General features: G+C 71.1%; 15 protein-coding genes. 12 read left to right on the top strand and 3 right to left on the bottom strand.

The window, feature by feature from the left end; all coding sequences use genetic code 11:
* Window positions 1-609 precede the first annotated feature (609 nt).
* Complete coding sequence (locus OG587_RS05810; RefSeq protein ID WP_329087578.1) at window positions 610-1,899, top strand: C40 family peptidase; 1,290 nt, start codon at window positions 610-612, stop codon at window positions 1,897-1,899.
* An 82-nt stretch (window positions 1,900-1,981) separates the two neighbouring features.
* Here OG587_RS05810 and OG587_RS05805 read toward each other — a convergent pair whose 3' ends face one another.
* The gene (locus OG587_RS05805) at window positions 1,982-2,479 is read right to left on the bottom strand and encodes an inorganic diphosphatase (protein ID WP_329087576.1); all 498 of its coding nucleotides are present in this window, start codon (window positions 2,477-2,479) and stop codon (window positions 1,982-1,984) included.
* Between the two features lie 122 nt (window positions 2,480-2,601).
* Here OG587_RS05805 and dacB point away from each other — a divergent pair, with 122 nt between their 5' ends.
* The 11 genes from dacB to OG587_RS05750 all read left to right on the top strand — a co-directional run bounded on the left by dacB (window position 2,602) and on the right by OG587_RS05750 (window position 13,170).
* On the top strand, window positions 2,602-3,969 hold the full coding sequence (gene dacB, locus OG587_RS05800; protein ID WP_329087574.1) for a D-alanyl-D-alanine carboxypeptidase/D-alanyl-D-alanine endopeptidase: 1,368 nt from the start codon (window positions 2,602-2,604) through the stop codon (window positions 3,967-3,969).
* Window positions 3,970-4,020: 51 nt separating this feature from the next.
* Window positions 4,021-5,109 (top strand): zinc-dependent metalloprotease, encoded by a 1,089-nt coding sequence (locus OG587_RS05795; RefSeq protein WP_329087572.1) that lies wholly within the window; start codon window positions 4,021-4,023, stop codon window positions 5,107-5,109.
* 137 nt (window positions 5,110-5,246) lie between these two features.
* Window positions 5,247-6,260, top strand: coding sequence for a tRNA lysidine(34) synthetase TilS (gene tilS, locus OG587_RS05790; RefSeq protein WP_329087571.1), 1,014 nt, complete (start codon window positions 5,247-5,249; stop codon window positions 6,258-6,260).
* 12 nt (window positions 6,261-6,272) lie between these two features.
* Window positions 6,273-6,830 (top strand): hypoxanthine phosphoribosyltransferase, encoded by a 558-nt coding sequence (hpt, locus tag OG587_RS05785; protein WP_329087569.1) that lies wholly within the window; start codon window positions 6,273-6,275, stop codon window positions 6,828-6,830.
* Between the two features lie 280 nt (window positions 6,831-7,110).
* Window positions 7,111-9,117 (top strand): ATP-dependent zinc metalloprotease FtsH, encoded by a 2,007-nt coding sequence (ftsH, locus tag OG587_RS05780; RefSeq protein WP_329087567.1) that lies wholly within the window; start codon window positions 7,111-7,113, stop codon window positions 9,115-9,117.
* A gap of 2 nt (window positions 9,118-9,119) precedes the next feature.
* Window positions 9,120-9,704 (top strand): GTP cyclohydrolase I FolE, encoded by a 585-nt coding sequence (folE, locus tag OG587_RS05775; RefSeq protein ID WP_329087565.1) that lies wholly within the window; start codon window positions 9,120-9,122, stop codon window positions 9,702-9,704.
* 560 nt (window positions 9,705-10,264) lie between these two features.
* A complete protein-coding gene (folP, locus tag OG587_RS05770) occupies window positions 10,265-11,116 on the top strand; it encodes a dihydropteroate synthase (protein WP_329087562.1) in 852 nt (283 codons plus the stop codon).
* The gene (locus OG587_RS05765; protein ID WP_329087560.1) at window positions 11,113-11,553 is read left to right on the top strand and encodes a nuclear transport factor 2 family protein; all 441 of its coding nucleotides are present in this window, start codon (window positions 11,113-11,115) and stop codon (window positions 11,551-11,553) included. The genes folP and OG587_RS05765 overlap by 4 nt, the downstream gene beginning before the upstream one ends.
* A 260-nt stretch (window positions 11,554-11,813) precedes the next feature.
* On the top strand, window positions 11,814-12,227 hold the full coding sequence (gene folB, locus OG587_RS05760; RefSeq protein WP_329093748.1) for a dihydroneopterin aldolase: 414 nt from the start codon (window positions 11,814-11,816) through the stop codon (window positions 12,225-12,227).
* A complete protein-coding gene (gene folK, locus OG587_RS05755) occupies window positions 12,224-12,721 on the top strand; it encodes a 2-amino-4-hydroxy-6-hydroxymethyldihydropteridine diphosphokinase (protein ID WP_329087558.1) in 498 nt (165 codons plus the stop codon). Before folB ends, folK begins: the two co-directional genes overlap by 4 nt.
* Window positions 12,718-13,170 carry a DUF3180 domain-containing protein gene (locus tag OG587_RS05750; protein WP_329087556.1) on the top strand — a complete coding sequence of 151 codons (453 nt, stop codon included), beginning with the start codon at window positions 12,718-12,720 and terminating at the stop codon, window positions 13,168-13,170. The genes folK and OG587_RS05750 overlap by 4 nt, the downstream gene beginning before the upstream one ends.
* Before the next feature lie 150 nt (window positions 13,171-13,320).
* On the opposite strand, the gene OG587_RS05745 is transcribed toward OG587_RS05750, so the two are convergent.
* Both OG587_RS05745 and OG587_RS05740 read right to left on the bottom strand, forming a co-directional pair.
* Window positions 13,321-14,433 carry an acyltransferase family protein gene (locus OG587_RS05745; protein ID WP_329087554.1) on the bottom strand — a complete coding sequence of 371 codons (1,113 nt, stop codon included), beginning with the start codon at window positions 14,431-14,433 and terminating at the stop codon, window positions 13,321-13,323.
* 134 nt (window positions 14,434-14,567) lie between these two features.
* Entirely contained in the window at window positions 14,568-15,752 is a 1,185-nt protein-coding gene (locus OG587_RS05740; protein ID WP_329087552.1) for an NADH-quinone oxidoreductase subunit D, read from the bottom strand.
* Window positions 15,753-15,766 lie beyond the last annotated feature (14 nt).

Raw genomic sequence — 15,766 nt, 5'->3', positions numbered from 1 at the left:
CGCCGCCCTCGTGACCGGAGTCTCCCGCCCTCTCCAGGCCGCCCGCCACATCGGTCTGACCGGTCCGACCTCTGACCGGCCTGCCCCCGCCTCCCTCTGTTTCCCCGCCCGCCCGGCTCTCGGCCCCGCCCGGCCCCGGCCCCTGTCCGGCCGCCTCGCCCGGCCCGCCCTGTCCGGCTCGCCCGCCCTACCCTGCCCGGCCTGTCCGGCCCGCCCCGGCCGACCCCGGCCCCGGCTTGCCCGCCCTACCCCGCTCCGCCCGCTCCGCCCGCCCCGCCCGGCCTGCTCGGCTCTCGGCCCCGGCCTCTGCCAGGCGGGTCGTCCGGATGTCCGGGCCGTACCGCTGCCCGAGAAGAAACCCGCCGCCGTCCGCCGGGGAGAAAGCCGTCGCGCGCCGTATCGGGGGCCGGTCGTGGAGGTTCTGGGATCGGGACCCCCGTCGGCGGGAGTATTGTGGCGGACGGTGACTACGGGGCGTGAGTGACATGTGTGCGGAGAGTGACGAGCGGGAATGCTGAGGTAGGCCGCCGCCTGGCACGCGGCGACGCACCGCGCTGCGCGGTGAGACCGCGACACGCGGTATCCAAGGGGGACTCCGGGGGGAGACGCATGCATTCAGTCAGACGGCGCCGTCATGCCGCCGCGGTGGCGGGCCTCGCCTGTTGCCTGATCGCCGGGCCGGGGCTCCCCGCCGGCGCTGTTCCCGGCCGGCCGGGACCGGCCGACGACGCCGTACCGGGCGGTGTGTCGGGTCCGTCGGCAGGTGAGGTCGCCGACGCGCGGGCCCTGGCCCGCGAGCGCGGTGAGAGGCTCGGTGCGACGACGGTGCAGGTCGCCGAGGCGCAGGCCAGGCTGGAGGGGCTGGTCGCCCAGGCGGAGCGGCTCGTCGAGTCGTACAACGGGGAGCTGGTCAAGACGGCTCGCGCCAAGGAGCTCGCCGAGCAGGCGGCCGAGCGGGCCGAGGTGGCGGGTTCCGAGGTCGGGGAGGCCCGGCAGGCGGTGGCCGCGATCACCACCCAGAACTACGGCGGACTGGACATCGCCCAGCCCATGATGGCCATGATGGCCGACAGCGGCGGTCCCACGGACGACGGCTACCTGCGCCGGGCCAGCATTCTGGCCCACATGGGCGGGGGGCAGGCGGAGACGCTCAAGCAGCTGCGGGAGGCCCAGGAGGTCTTCGCCATCCTGCAGGCGCAGGCGGACGACGCCTACGCCGGACAGCGGGAGGCCCAGGCGAGGGCCGAGGAGGCGAAGCTCGCCGCAGAGGAGGCGGTCGCCGAGCAGGTCGACGAGACTCGGCGGATCAAGGAGGAGCAGGCGAGGCTGGAGAAGCTGGCCGACGAGGCGCGCGGTGCCGCCGATCTGCTCGCCAGAAAGCGCGAGGAGGCCCTGGAGCAGGCCAGGATCGCCAGGGAGAACGCCGAACGCGCCCGATACCAGGCCGCCGCGATGCGCCGCGAGGCGGCGCGGACGGCGGTGGCCTCGGGGGAGCCCGCGTCGCGCTGGGCGCTCAACGTGACGGCCGGCTCGGCCAGGGGCGACATCGCCGCAGACTGGGCGCTCACCCAGCTCGACAAGCCGTACGTGTGGGCGGCCGCCGGGCCGGCCGCCTACGACTGCTCGGGGCTGACCATGCGGGCCTGGGAGCGGGTCGGGATCGCCATGGACCACTGGACCGGCACCCAGTGGACCGCGGGCCCGCACGTGCGGCTCAGCGAGCTTCAGCGGGGTGACCTGCTCTTCTACGGGCAGATCACCCAGAACCCCGGCGACATCCACCACGTGGGGATCTACATCGGCCGGGGGCTGATGGTGCACGCCCCGCAGACGGGGGACGTGGTCAGGGTCGCGCCGATGTGGCGCAGCGACCTCATCGGCGCGACCCGTCCCGCGTGACGACCGGCCAGAGGGCGATCGACCGAAGAGCGACCGGCCAAAGGGCGACCGGCTGAGGACCGGGTAATGATCCGGTCACGAATCAGTGCTTTCCGTGAACCTCGTCCTTGGCGCGCTTGATGGAGCGGACGATCTCCTCTTCGGCCTCCACCCTGCCGACCCAGTTGGCACCCTCGACCGACTTGCCGGGCTCCAGATCCTTGTAGACCTCGAAGAAGTGCTGGATCTCCAGGCGGTCGAACTCGGGAACGTGGTGGATGTCGCGAATGTGTTCCATCCGGGGATCGGTGGCGGGGACACACAGGACCTTGTCGTCGCCGCCCTTCTCGTCGGTCATGCGGAACATGCCGACTGCCCGGCACTTGATCAGGCAGCCGGGGAAGGTCGGCTCCTGGAGCAGCACCAGGGCGTCGAGTGGATCACCGTCCTCGCCGAGCGTGTCTTCGATGAAGCCGTAGTCGGCGGGGTACTGCGTGGAGGTGAAGAGCATGCGGTCGAGCCTGATGCGGCCTGACTCGTGGTCCACCTCGTACTTGTTCCGTTGCCCCTTGGGAATCTCAACGAGAACGTCGAACTCCACCGCGTTTCCTCCACTCAGGCCCCCGGGCACCCCCGGTTGGGCGTTAATGTCTCGTAGGCGTTTTATGCCTTTTGGATACCGATGATGAGAGGACGGCGACGATAATGCGGCGTGAGCGGTGGGTGGCATTGGTCACTCTCGTCCTGCTGCAGATTTTCGTCGTCGCGGCCGGGGCACACCTGCTCACCAGCGGTGTGCTGGTCGAGAGTGAGCCCGAGACGATCGTCGCGTCGGCCGAGCCGCCCCCCGTCCCGGTCATCACCGCGGGTCCGGTGCTGGCAGCGGGGGGGAACGGCCCTCTTCCCGCCAAGGGTACTTTGGCGCAGCGGTTGACCGAGGCGTTGGGTGACCCCGCCCTGGGGGAGAGTGTCGGGGCCGCGGTCCTCGACGCGGAGACGGGCGCCCTGCTGTTCGGCAGCGGCGCGGCCATGGGCATCACCCCCGCCTCCACCACCAAGGTCGTCACCGCGGTCGCCTCGATGGCCTCGCTGGGACCCGACGCGAGGCTGAGCACCCGCGTGGTGCGGGGCTCCTCGCCAGGCTCGATCATCCTCGTCGGGGGCGGCGACCCCACCCTGGCGAGCCCCAGGACGGCGGCGAGCCCGGTCTACCCCCGGCCCGCCTCCCTCGCCGGCCTCGCCTCGCGCACCGCCAGGGCGCTCAAGGAGGCCGGGGTGTCCAAGGTGACGGTGGCCTACGACGACTCCCTCTACACGGGGCCGCGCACCGCCGCGACGTGGAAGCCCGGCTACGTACCCGAGGGCAGCGTCGCCCCTGTCACGGCGCTCATGATCGACGAGGGCAGGAGCTCGCGGGGCAGTGACCAGCGGGTCCCCGACCCCTCCCGCGCGGCGCACGGCGCGTTCGTGTCGCTGCTGTCGAAGTACGGGATCACGGTCGTCAGGTCCGCCAGGCGGTCCAAGGCCCCGGCCGGTGCGCAGGAGATCGCCCGGGTCGACTCCGCGCCGGTCTACGCCCTGGTCGAGCGGGCCCTCACGCTCAGCGACAACGACCTGTCGGAGGCGCTGGCCAGGCACGTGGCGATCAAGGAGGGGGAGCCGGCCTCCTTCGACGGCGGCGCCGCGGCCGTCGGCAAGGTGCTGACCAGGCTCGGCGCGGCGAAGGGCGTGCGGGTGTTCGACGGCAGCGGGCTGTCGCCGAAGAACCGCATCGCCCCCGAGGCGCTCGCCCGCCTGGTCGCGGTGGCGGCCTCCCCGGCGAACCCCGCCCTGCACCAGATCGCCAGCGGCATGCCGGTCGCCGGCTTCAGCGGCACCCTCGGGCACAGGTTCGACAAGCTCCACTCCGCCTACGGGCTGATCCGCGCCAAGACGGGCACCCTTGACGGGGTCAACACCCTGGCGGGCATGACCACCACGCGGGGCGGACGCCTGGTGACCTTCGCCTTCATGGCGGACAAGGTCCCGCCGGGCTGGGGCAAGGCGGAGGCGGCCCTCGACAGGCTCGCCGCCGCGGTCGCCATCGGCTGATCACGGGTTCCGGGTGCGCGACTCGGGGGGAGAGCACGTACGGTGGACGGTATGCAGGTGATCGATTGGGATCTTGCCGTAGCGACCGGAACGCGCCTGGTGCGCCCCGGGCCGCAAGTGAGCCGAGAGGAGGCCCGGCAGGCCGTCACCGATTTGCGGCGGCTCTCGCGCGAGGCCGAGGGGCACGTCCGCGAGTTCACCCGAATCGACACCGAGACCGCGCCGCAACCCGCGACCATCGTCGACAGGCCCGGCTGGATCAAGGCCAACGTCGACGGGTTCCGGGTGGTGCTGGAGCCGCTCACCGAGCGGATGGCCGCCCGGGGGAGCCAGACGCCGGCGATCGTGAGCGCCGTGGGCTCGCGCGTCACCGGGGTCGAGGTGGGCGCGGTGCTGGCCTTCCTCGCCTCCCGCGTCCTGGGGCAGTACGAGCTGTTCCTGCCGCCCGACCCGACCGGCCAGGCGCCCACGGGACGCCTCACCCTGGTCGCGCCCAACATCGTCAACACCGAGCAGGAGCTCAACGTCAACCCGCGTGACTTCCGCCTCTGGGTCTGCCTGCACGAGGAGACCCACCGCGTGCAGTTCACCGGCGTCCCCTGGCTGCGCGAGTACGTCAGCTCGCAGACGACCGACTTCCTGCTCGCCTCCGACATCGACCTGCCCGCGCTGCTCGAGCGGCTCCGCTCGGCCGCCGGCACGTTCACCGACGTCGTCAGGGGCGGTGAGGGCAACCTGATCGACGCGATCCAGACGCCCGAGCAGAAGGTGATCCTCGACCGGCTCACCGCGGTGATGACCCTGGTCGAGGGGCACGGCGACTACGTCATGGACGCGGTCGGCCCCTCGGTGGTCCCCTCGGTCGCCGACATCCGCGCCAAGTTCCACCACCGCCGCGAGGGCGGTTCCCGTCTCGACCGCACGATCCGCAGGCTGCTCGGTCTCGACCTCAAGATGAAGCAGTACGCCGAGGGCTCGGCCTTCGTCCGCACGGTCGTGGGGCAGGTGGGCATCGACGGCTTCAACAAGGTCTGGACCTCGCCGGAGACGCTCCCCACCCAGGATGAGATCGCCAAGCCCGCGCGCTGGATCGCCAGGGTGACCGGCACCCCGGCCATCCCCAGCGGCACCACCGGCTGACCGGGCAGGGCGGCCCGATCGGCCGGGCCGCCCCCGCCCTGGCCGCCCCCGCCGTTCCGGCCCCGCCCCTGCCGTTCCGGCCGGTCCCGCCGAGGCGGTCGCGCCGCCGTCCCGTTCGAGGCCGGACAATGGCGGGCATGGGTCCGCATCCCGCCGTCGCCGATGTCCGACGCGCCGTACGCCTCGCGCTGGGCGACCTGGAGCCGGGCGCTCTCGTGCTGGCCGCGTGCAGCGGCGGCGCCGACTCCCTGGCCCTGGCCGCCGCGCTGGGCTTCACGGCGCCCCGCGCCGGGCTCCGCGCCGGCCTGCTCAGCGTCGACCACGGCCTGCAGGAGGGTTCCGGCGACCGCGCGGGTGACGTCGTGCGACTCGCGACCGGACTGGGGCTCGACCTCGCCGAGGCGCTGCCCGTCTCCGTCGGCGTCTCGGGCGGGCCTGAGGCGGCGGCCAGGCAGGCCAGGTACGCGGCCCTGTCCGAGGCGGCGGAGCGCCTCGGGGCGGCGGCCGTGCTGCTCGGGCACACCAGGGACGACCAGGCGGAGACCGTGCTGCTCGGGCTGGCCAGGGGGAGCGGCACCCGGTCGCTGGCCGGGATGCCCGCGCGGGCCGGGATCTACCGGCGGCCGCTGCTCGAACTCGGCCGCGCGACGACCGTGGCGGCCTGCGCGGCGCTCGGCCTGGTCCCGTGGGACGACCCGCACAATCTCGACCCGAGGTACACCCGGGTCCGGGTCCGAGAGCGGCTGCTGCCCGCCCTGGAGGGCGAGCTCGGCCCCGGTGTCGCCGAGGCGCTCGCCAGGACCGCGTCCCTGTGCCGCGACGACGCCGACGCGCTCGACGCCTGGGCCGGGGAGGTCTACACCCGCGTCGCCGTCAGGGATTGCGCTCTTAGCGATATCACGACGGTGACGGTGGCCGTACGGGACCTGGAGGATCTTCCCGCCGCCGTGCGGCGGCGGGTGTTGCGGAGGGCGGCGATCGACGCGGGGGCGCCGCCGGGCACGCTCGCGGCCTCGCACGTCCTCCAGGTCGACCGTCTGGTCACGGCGTGGCGGGGGCAGCGGCGCGTAGAGGTGCCCGGGGGGGTGGGTGCGGTTCGTCGGTATGGCACCCTGATACTCGCCAGACAGCCAGCCAGCCCCGTTTCGTAAGGAAAATCCCAGGTGGACGCAGCCGACATGGGCCGGGACCTCTCGAAGGTCCTCATTCCCGAGGATGAGCTCCAAGCCAAGATCAAGGAGCTCGCGAGCCGGATCGACGAGGACTACGCGGGCAAGGACCTGCTGATCGTGGGCGTGCTCAAGGGCGCGGTCATGGTGATGGCGGACCTGGCGAGAGCCCTCCACCTGCCCGTGCAGATGGACTGGATGGCCGTCTCGTCCTACGGGGCGGGCACCAGGTCGTCGGGCGTCGTGCGCGTTCTCAAGGACCTCGACACCGACATCGCCGGACGCCACGTGCTGGTCGTCGAGGACATCATCGACTCGGGCCTGACCCTGTCGTGGCTGGTCCACAACCTGAAGTCGCGCAGCCCCGCCTCGGTGGAGATCTGCGCCGCGCTGCGCAAGCCGGACGCGATCAAGGTGCCGATCGACGTGAAGTACGTCGGCTTCGACATCCCCAACGAGTTCGTGATCGGTTACGGCCTCGACTACGCCGAGCGCTACCGCAACCTTCCCTTCATCGGGACTCTCGCCCCCCACGTATACGGAGCGGGCTGAAAAGTACGCCCTGCGCGAAGTGTGTCATTCACAAACGCGACATTGCCCATAGCGGCGGGGAACACGGACCTACCTGACGTACGTTGGTAGGGCAAAGCCGGTCTGTCCGCGCGGTGACCCCGTGCGCCACGCCGGTGTACCTTCGGACAACCGAAGAGGTGGCCTCTCGCCGTCTCTGGGTAGTCAGTTGGAGCGGTTAGGGATACCGCGAACCCCGGGTTCGCCCGGGGTTGCCAGGCTCTGGTCAGGAAGGGACGGGCCCGCCGGGGTTCCGCATCGGATGGATCTCAAGCGATTTACACGTGGGCCACTGCTGTGGATCCTGGGCATCGTCGTTCTGCTCCTTCTCGTCACCACCATGTGGGGCGGTGAGGGCAACTTCGAGAGGCGAGACACCTCCCAGATCGTCAGCTGGATCGACGAGGGCAAGGTCTCCAATGCAAAGATCATCGACAAGGATCAGCGCATCGAGGTCACTCTGACCGACAAGAAGCTCTACTACTCCTCGTGGGTGACGGGTCAGGGCGTGCAGCTCGCCGACAAACTCCAGGCGGCCAAGGCGGCCAACAAGCTGCCCGGCGGATACAACGTCGACGTTCCCAAGGAGAACTTCCTTCTCGGGCTCCTGGTGAGCTTCCTGCCGATCGTCATCATCGTGCTGATCTTCCTGTTCATCATGAATCAGATGCAGGGCGGCGGCTCCCGGGTGATGAACTTCGGTAAGTCGAAGGCCAAACTCATCACCAAGGACACCCCGAAGACCACTTTCGCCGACGTCGCGGGTGCCGACGAGGCCATCGAGGAGCTCCAGGAGATCAAGGAGTTCCTACAGGCCCCGGCGAAGTTCCAGGCGATCGGCGCCAAGATCCCCAAGGGCGTCCTGCTCTACGGCCCGCCCGGAACCGGCAAGACCCTGCTCGCCAGGGCCGTCGCCGGTGAGGCCGGGGTGCCGTTCTACTCCATCTCCGGTTCCGACTTCGTCGAGATGTTCGTCGGCGTCGGCGCCTCCCGGGTCCGCGACCTGTTCGAGCAGGCCAAGGCGAACGCTCCGGCGATCATCTTCATCGACGAGATCGACGCGGTGGGCCGCCACCGCGGCGCCGGTCTCGGCGGCGGTCACGACGAGCGCGAGCAGACGCTGAACCAGCTCCTCGTCGAGATGGACGGCTTCGACGTCAAGGGCGGCGTGATCCTGATCGCCGCGACCAACCGGCCCGACATCCTCGACCCGGCGCTGCTGCGTCCCGGTCGTTTCGACCGCCAGGTCACCGTCGACCGCCCCGACCTGGAGGGCCGCAAGGGCATCCTCAAGGTGCACGGCCGCGGCAAGCCCTTCGCCGAGGGCGTCGACCTCGACATCATCGCCCGCCGGACGCCCGGTTTCACCGGTGCCGACCTGGCCAACGTGATCAACGAGGCCGCGCTGCTCACCGCGCGGGCCGACCAGAAGCTGATCACGATGGAGCTGCTCGAGGAGTCCATCGACCGCGTGATGGCCGGTCCCGAGCGCAAGTCGCGCGTCATGTCGGACCAGGAAAAGAAGATCATCGCGTACCACGAGGGCGGGCACGCCCTGGTCGCGCACGCGCTGCCCAACTCCGACCCGGTCCACAAGATCACGATCCTGTCCCGCGGACGCGCCCTCGGTTACACGATGACGCTGCCGATGGAGGACAAGTTCCTCGCGACCCGCTCGGAGATGCTGGACCAGCTCGCGATGCTCCTCGGCGGCCGTACGGCGGAGGAGCTCGTCTTCCACGAGCCCACCACCGGCGCCTCCAACGACATCGAGAAGGCCACCTCCATCGCCCGCCGCATGGTCACCGAGTACGGCATGAGCGAGCAGCTCGGCGCCCGAAAGTTCGGCAGCGGCAACGGCGAGGTCTTCCTCGGCCGCGAGATGGGCCACGAGCGCGACTACTCCGAGAAGATCGCCTCCACGATCGACGAGGAGGTCCGCCGCCTCATCGAGTCCGGCCACGACCAGGCCTGGGAGATCCTCGTCGAGTACCGCGACGTGCTCGACAACCTGGTGCTGGAGCTGATGGAGAAGGAAACCCTCTCCCGCGACCAGGTCCTGCAGATCTTCGCCCCGGTCGTCGTCAAGGAGAAGAGGCCCTCCTACTCCGGCTACGGCAAGCGGCTGCCCTCCAACCGCCCGCCGATCCTGTCCCGCAAGGAGCAGTCCGGCAACGGCGCGCTCCCCACGGGCGAGCAGGCCGGTGGCAACGGCGCCCTTCCGGCGGGCACGGGTCACCCCGACGTCTCGCCCAAGGACGTGAACTGAGCGTGGCGGGTGCCAAGCCGCTCCAGGTCGACACGGTCCGGCTGGAGAACGCCGTCCGCGAGATCCTCATCGCCATCGGTGAGGATCCCGACCGCGACGGCCTCCAGGCCACCCCGGCCAGGGTCGCCCGAGCCTACGCAGAGCAGTTCGCCGGGCTGGGGCAGACCCCGGAGGAGGTCCTGACCACGGTCTTCGACGTGGACCACGACGAGATGGTGCTCGTCCGCGACATCGAGGTCTACTCGACCTGCGAGCACCACCTCGTGCCGTTCCACGGCGTCGCCCACGTCGGCTACATCCCGAACGCGAAGGGGCAGGTCACCGGCCTGTCCAAGCTCGCCCGCCTCGTCGACGTGTACGCCAGGCGTCCCCAGGTGCAGGAGAGGATGACCTCCCAGATCGCCGACGCGCTCATGAACGTGCTGGAGCCGCGGGGGGTCATCGTCGTGATCGAGTGCGAGCACCTCTGCATGACCATGCGGGGCGTCCGCAAGCCCGGTGCCAAGACGATCACCTCGGCCGTGCGCGGAGACTTCCGCAACAGTGACAGGACCCGCGCCGAGGCGATGGCCCTCATCATCCGCTGATCGTCCTCTCGCGTGCCTTCGAGAGCCCGTACGGGCCCGCACCCCGCCCGGACCGCCCATCGGCGGCCCGGACGGGGTTTCCGCGTTCTGGAGGGTGATGACCGGGCCCATGACCGGGCCCGCGGTCGGATCCATGACCGGACCTGTGACCGAGTCCGTGGCCGGACCTGTGGCCGGACCTGTGGCCGGACCTGTGACAGGGGGGCTGTGACATGGCCCGCAGTCGGATCCGTGACCGGGCCTGTGACCGGGCCTGTGGCCGGAAAGGGCTGTGGCGCGGGGAAAGTCCCCCGGGGTGACCTTGGCCGGGCTAATATCGCCACACCCGGCGGGGCCGGGAGCCCCGACCGGGTTCTCTCCGGTTCTCGGATCGCGGCGGGCACGCCCGAGGGGCCCGCGGAGCCGCCGACTCCGAGTGGAGGAGAACGCATGCCAGCCAGACGTCCCGGGCGGGACACCGACCGAAGGCCGTCCGCCCTGTGACGGGTGTGCGGATTCGTTATGGCGCAAGCCGGACCCACGAGACGGGCGTACGGTGCACAACGCCTAGGCTTGTCGCCATGACTACGTGGAGTGTGCCCGGGTTGCCGGACGCGGGCCGGTGCCTCGTGATGGGCGTGGTCAACGTGACTCCCGACTCCTTCTCCGACGGCGGCCGGTGGTTCGACCCGGCGGTGGCCGTGCGTCACGGCCTGGAGCTGGTCGAGCAGGGCGCCGACATCGTCGACGTGGGCGGCGAGTCCACCAGGCCCGGCGCCGCGCGGGTGCCGCTGGAGGAGGAGCTGGCCAGGGTCGAGCCGGTCATCCGGGAGCTGAGCCGCGAGGGCGTCATCGTCAGCGTCGACACCATGCGGGCCGAGGTCGCCCAGATGGCCGTGGAGGCCGGGGCGAAACTGGTCAACGACGTCAGCGGAGGGCTGGCCGACCCGGCGATGCCGAGGGTCGTGGCCGCCTCCGGGGTGCCGTACGTGGTGATGCACTGGCGGGGGCACAGTCACGCCATGGACCGCAGGGCCGTGTACGGCGACGTGGTGACCGAGGTGCGCGAGGAGCTCGCCAAGCGGGTCGCCTCCGTGCTGGCCGAGGGGGTGTCGGAGGAGCAGATCGTGCTCGACCCGGGGCTGGGCTTCTCCAAGAACCCCGAACACAACTGGGCTCTGATCGCGGGTATCGACCGGCTCGGAGAGCTGGGCTACCCGCTGCTCGTCGGGGCCTCGCGGAAACGCTTCCTGGGTCGCCTCCTGGCCGGCCCGGACGGCGCGCCGCGCCCTTTCAGTCGTAGTGACGATGCCACGCTCGCCGTGACGGCGCTCGCCGCGCAGGCGGGGGCCTGGTGTGTGCGCGTGCACGACGTCCGCCCGAACGCGGACGCCGTCCGTGTGGCTGCCGCAGTTCAGGGAGCGAGATCATGAGCGTCGACACCACCGCCGTCGAGACGGTCAATCAGGCGTTCTACACCGCCATCGAGGACGCCGACCTCGACCGGATGACCGAGATCTGGGCCGAGGACATCGAGGGCGAGCAGGTGAGCTGCGTCCACCCCGGCTGGCCGATCGTGAACGGCCGGCAGGAGGTGCTGCGCTCGTGGGCGCTCATCATGGCCAACACGCCCTACATCCAGTTCGTGCTGACCGACGTCCGCGTCATGGTCCTGGGCGACGTCGCCATCCTCACCTGCGAGGAGAACATCCTCACCGCGGGCGACGAAGGTGATTCCAGCTTCGCGGCGGGCAAGGTGGTCGCGAGCAACACCTTCGTGCGGACGTCGGCGGGGTGGCGGCTCTGGCTGCACCACGGCTCGCCCGTGCTGCAGGGTGACGACGAGGACGAGGAAGAGGAAACCGCGTGAGCGAACGCACCGGTGAACGGTCCGGCGGGGGCGGCGGTCTCCCGGCGGCCGGCGAACGGCCCGGTGGGGGCGTCGGCTCCGTGGCGGACGGACGGTCCGGTGGGCGTGACGATTCCGTGGCGGGCGGGGGGCGGCCCGGTGGCGCGTCCCGGATCCACGCCGAGACGCCCCTGCGGATCGACGACGGCGTCAGCGACCTGATCGGCGATCCGGCCGACGAGCCGGTCGGCGGCCCGGCCGGGGGCTCGCTCCGGGATCCGCTGGAGGCCCCGGGCTCGTCCGGGGACGCGGCGTACGGCCCGCCACCGGGCACGGCCGACCGGATCAGCCTGAAGGGGCTGCGGGTGCGCGGGCGGCACGGCGTGCTGGCGGCGGAGCGGGAGCTCGGCCAGGAGTTCGTCGTCGACGTCACCCTGTTCCTCGACACGGCGCCGGCGGCGGCCGGGGACGACCTCACCAGGACCGTTCACTACGGCGAGCTCGCCGAGGAGCTGGCGGGGGTCGTGGGGGGCGAGCCGGTCGACCTGATCGAGACCCTGGCCCAGCGCCTGGCCGACGTCTGCCTGGCCCGCGAGCTCGTCCAGGTGGCGGAGGTGAGCGTGCACAAGCCCGCCGCGCCGATCCCGCTGCCGTTCGACGACGTGATCGTGACGATCACCCGGCGTCGGGCATGAGGGTGGTCCTGGCGCTCGGCAGCAATCTGGGCGACCGGTTCGACACCCTGCGGGGCGCGCTCGACACCCTCTTCGAGAAGCCGGAACTCACGTTCGTCGCGGTGTCGCCGGTCTACGAGACCGATCCGGTCGGCGGCCCCGAGCAGGGCGCCTATCTCAACGCGGTGGTGATCGCCGAGAGCGCGCTGGAACCCCGGGAGCTCCTCGATCGTGCTCAAGGTGTGGAGAACGCCTTCGGCAGGGTCCGGGTGGAGCGCTGGGGAGCGCGCACGCTGGACGTCGACCTGATCACCGTGGGGGATGTCGTCATGGACGACCCCGACCTCACCCTGCCGCACCCCAGGGCGCACGAGCGCGCGTTCGTGCTGGTCCCCTGGGTGCGGGCCGACCCCGAGGCCGTCCTCTCCGGGCGTCGGGTGGCCGACCTGCTGGCCGGTCTCGACCAGGGCTACGTACGGCCGCGCCCCGACCTGACCCTCCAGAGGCCCGCGTGAAGCCAACCCGTCCCGGTGTTCTCATCGGGCTCCTCGTCGTGGCCGGGATCCTCACCTGGGCGATGCTCAAGCCGCTCTACTCGTCCCTGCCGACCGTGCCGTGGACGGCGATCCCGACGGTGCTGCTGCTGGCGATCGGCGAGTTCTACAGCGGCTGGATGACGAAGGCCAGGATCGAGCGCAGGCCCGACACCAAGCCCGTCGAGCCCCTGGCCGTGGCCCGCCTGGCCGCCCTGGCCAAGGCCTCCGCGTACGGCGGGGCGGTCTTCGGCGGGATCTTCGCCGGGTTCACCCTCTACACGGCGGAGCTTCTGGAGCAGGAGGTCCCCCGCCGCGACTTCTTCATCACCGGCGGGTCGTTGATGGTGTGCGTGCTGCTGATCTGCTCGGCCCTGTACCTGGAGCACTGCTGCAAGGTGCCCAAGGACTCCGCGGACGACGATCGCTGAGGCGCCGCGCCCCGCGGCGGCGTCACGCCCTCGCCGTCCGTCGCCGAGGCGCGCGCCCGATGTCGGCCGCCTCGGGGGTCCACGGCTCTCGGGGTGCACGGCTCTCGGCGTTCATCGGCCTTCGGCGTCCCCCGCCGAGGTGCCGCCGCGCTAGCGTCGCCGCCTCACCGTCCACTGGCGTCCGAAGAGCATGATGACCGGGAGCGTGCAGACCAGCGCCCCGGCGACGGCCAGGGGGCGCTCCAGCCACCAGAACAGGTCAGGCCGCACCCTCTCGCCGGGCCCGCCGCCCGCCAGCCACCAGGTCAGCGCCACCCAGATCGCCATGCCGGTCGTGTGAAACAGGAACAGCGGGAGCGCGAACCGGTTCACCGTCTCGTTCACGCGCTGCCACCTGGGGCGTGCGAGCAGGCGTTCCATGGACGGCCTCAGCACCTCCACCAGGCCGATCTGGAAGATCAGCAGCGCCACGATGACGAAGGTGGGCGGCGCCATGTTGGACAGCTTGTCGCCGGGAACGCCCACCATCGAGCCCGGGTAGATGCCCGAGTAGACCAGGCCGAAGAGGGCGAACAGCCCGGTCCACAGGATGGCGACGTCGAAGCGGCGGGGAAGCGCCACCACCCGGTCGTAGAAGAATCCGGCCTGGTGGGCCAGTCCCCAGACGATGATCATGTTGAGCCAGCCCGCGGCCTCGTACCCGTAGCGCAGCCGCAGCACGTCGACGACGAGCGCCGCCCCCGCCAGCCAGATCAGGGCCAGCACGTCGTAGTGCCGGTGCAGCCAGAGCGAGATCGGCAGCAGGGCGATCAGCACGAGGTAGACGCCGATGAACCAGAGCGGGCTGATGACGAGCAGGACCACGCGGTCCATCCAGTCGACCCCGAACGCCCGCGTCACGATCACGCCGAACACGATCCAGGTCCCGGCCAGCGCCAGCGCGGGGATCGCGAGGCTCCGGATGCGCCGCGACACGAAGGTGCCGATGCCGACCCCGCGCTCGCGGGCCCGGTTCCACGACAGCAGGTGGACGTACCCGCCCACGTAGAAGAAGAGCGGCAGCACCTGCAGCAGCCACGTCAGGATCCACAGTCCCGAGGTGAAGCCCAGCGGGCTCGTCGGCGAGGGGCCGCCCGGCCCCCACTGCAGGATCGTGAACGCCCAGTGCCAGACGACCACGACGATCAGGCTGAACGCGCGCAGCCAGTCGACGTACCGGTCCCGCTGTGCCCCGCTCGCGACCGGAGGAGCCTCGGACGGCACGGAATCCGCTTCGGCGGGGGGCCCGGAGGTTTCCGGGGAGGGGGGTGCGGGGGGTGTGGGGGGTGTGGGGAGCGCCGAGGGGGTCGCCCTCTCCTGGTCTCCACCGGGTTCGATCATGCGGTTCCAACCGTGCCTTACTTGTCGATGTCGCCGACGACGAAGAACATCGAGCCCAGGATGGCCACCATGTCCGAGACCAGGTGGCCGGGAAGCATCTCACGCAGCACCTGGACGTTGTTGAAGGAGGCCGAGCGGAGCTTCATCCGCCACGGCGTCTTCTCCCCGCGCGAGACCAGGTAGTAGCCGTTGAGGCCCAGCGGGCTCTCCGTCCAGGCGTAGGTGTGGCCCTCGGGAACCTTCAGCACCTTGGGCAGGCGCTGGTTGATCGGCCCAGGGGGTAGTTCGAGGAGCCGTTCCACGCAGGCGTCGGCCAGGTCGAGGGAGACCTTCACCTGTTCCAGCAGCACCTCGAACCGGGCGTGGCAGTCTCCCGCGGACCGGGTGACGACCTTCACCGGCAGCTCCCCGTAGGCGAGGTACGGCTCGTCCCTGCGCAGGTCGACGTCGACGCCGGAGGCGCGGGCGATCGGGCCGCTCACGCCGTACTGCATGATCGTCTCGCGGTCGAGGACGCCCACCCCGCGCGTGCGGGCGAGGAAGATCTCGTTCCCGGCGATCAGGTTCTCGATGTCGGGCAGCCGTCGCCGCACGTCGGCCACGGCCTGGGCGACCCGGCCCGTCCACCCCTCGGGGAGCTCCTCCTTCAGGCCGCCGACCCGGTTGAACATGTAGTGCATGCGCCCGCCGGAGATCTCCTCCATCACGGCCTGGAGGGTCTCGCGCTCCCGGAACGCGTAGAAGACCGGGGTGATCGCGCCGAGCTCCAGCGGGTAGGACCCGAGGAACATCAGGTGGCTGAGCACCCGGTTGAGCTCGGCCATCAGCGTGCGGGTCCAGACGGCCCTGACCGGCACCTCCATGCCGAGCATCCGCTCCACCGCGAGCACGACGCCCAGCTCGTTGGCGAACGCCGACAGCCAGTCGTGCCGGTTGGCCAGCACGATGATCTGCCGGTAGTCGCGCACCTCGAAGAGCTTCTCGGCGCCCCGGTGCATGTAGCCCACGATCGGCTCGGCCGAGCTGATCCGTTCGCCGTCCAGCGTGAGCCGCAGCCGCAGCACACCGTGTGTGGACGGGTGCTGCGGCCCGATGTTGAGGATCATGTCCTCGGTCGCGAGCTCCTTGCCGTCCGCCCCCCGCACGGCTTCGGCTCCAGCCCCCAGCCCCACGCTCAGCTCACGGGGCGCGCCTTCAGTCATAGGGCCATGCTGTC

The organism is Streptosporangium sp. NBC_01469, from assembly GCF_036227305.1.
Taxonomy (GTDB): Bacteria; Actinomycetota; Actinomycetes; order Streptosporangiales; family Streptosporangiaceae; genus Streptosporangium.
This window is presented reverse-complemented; position numbering and strand designations above follow the sequence as displayed.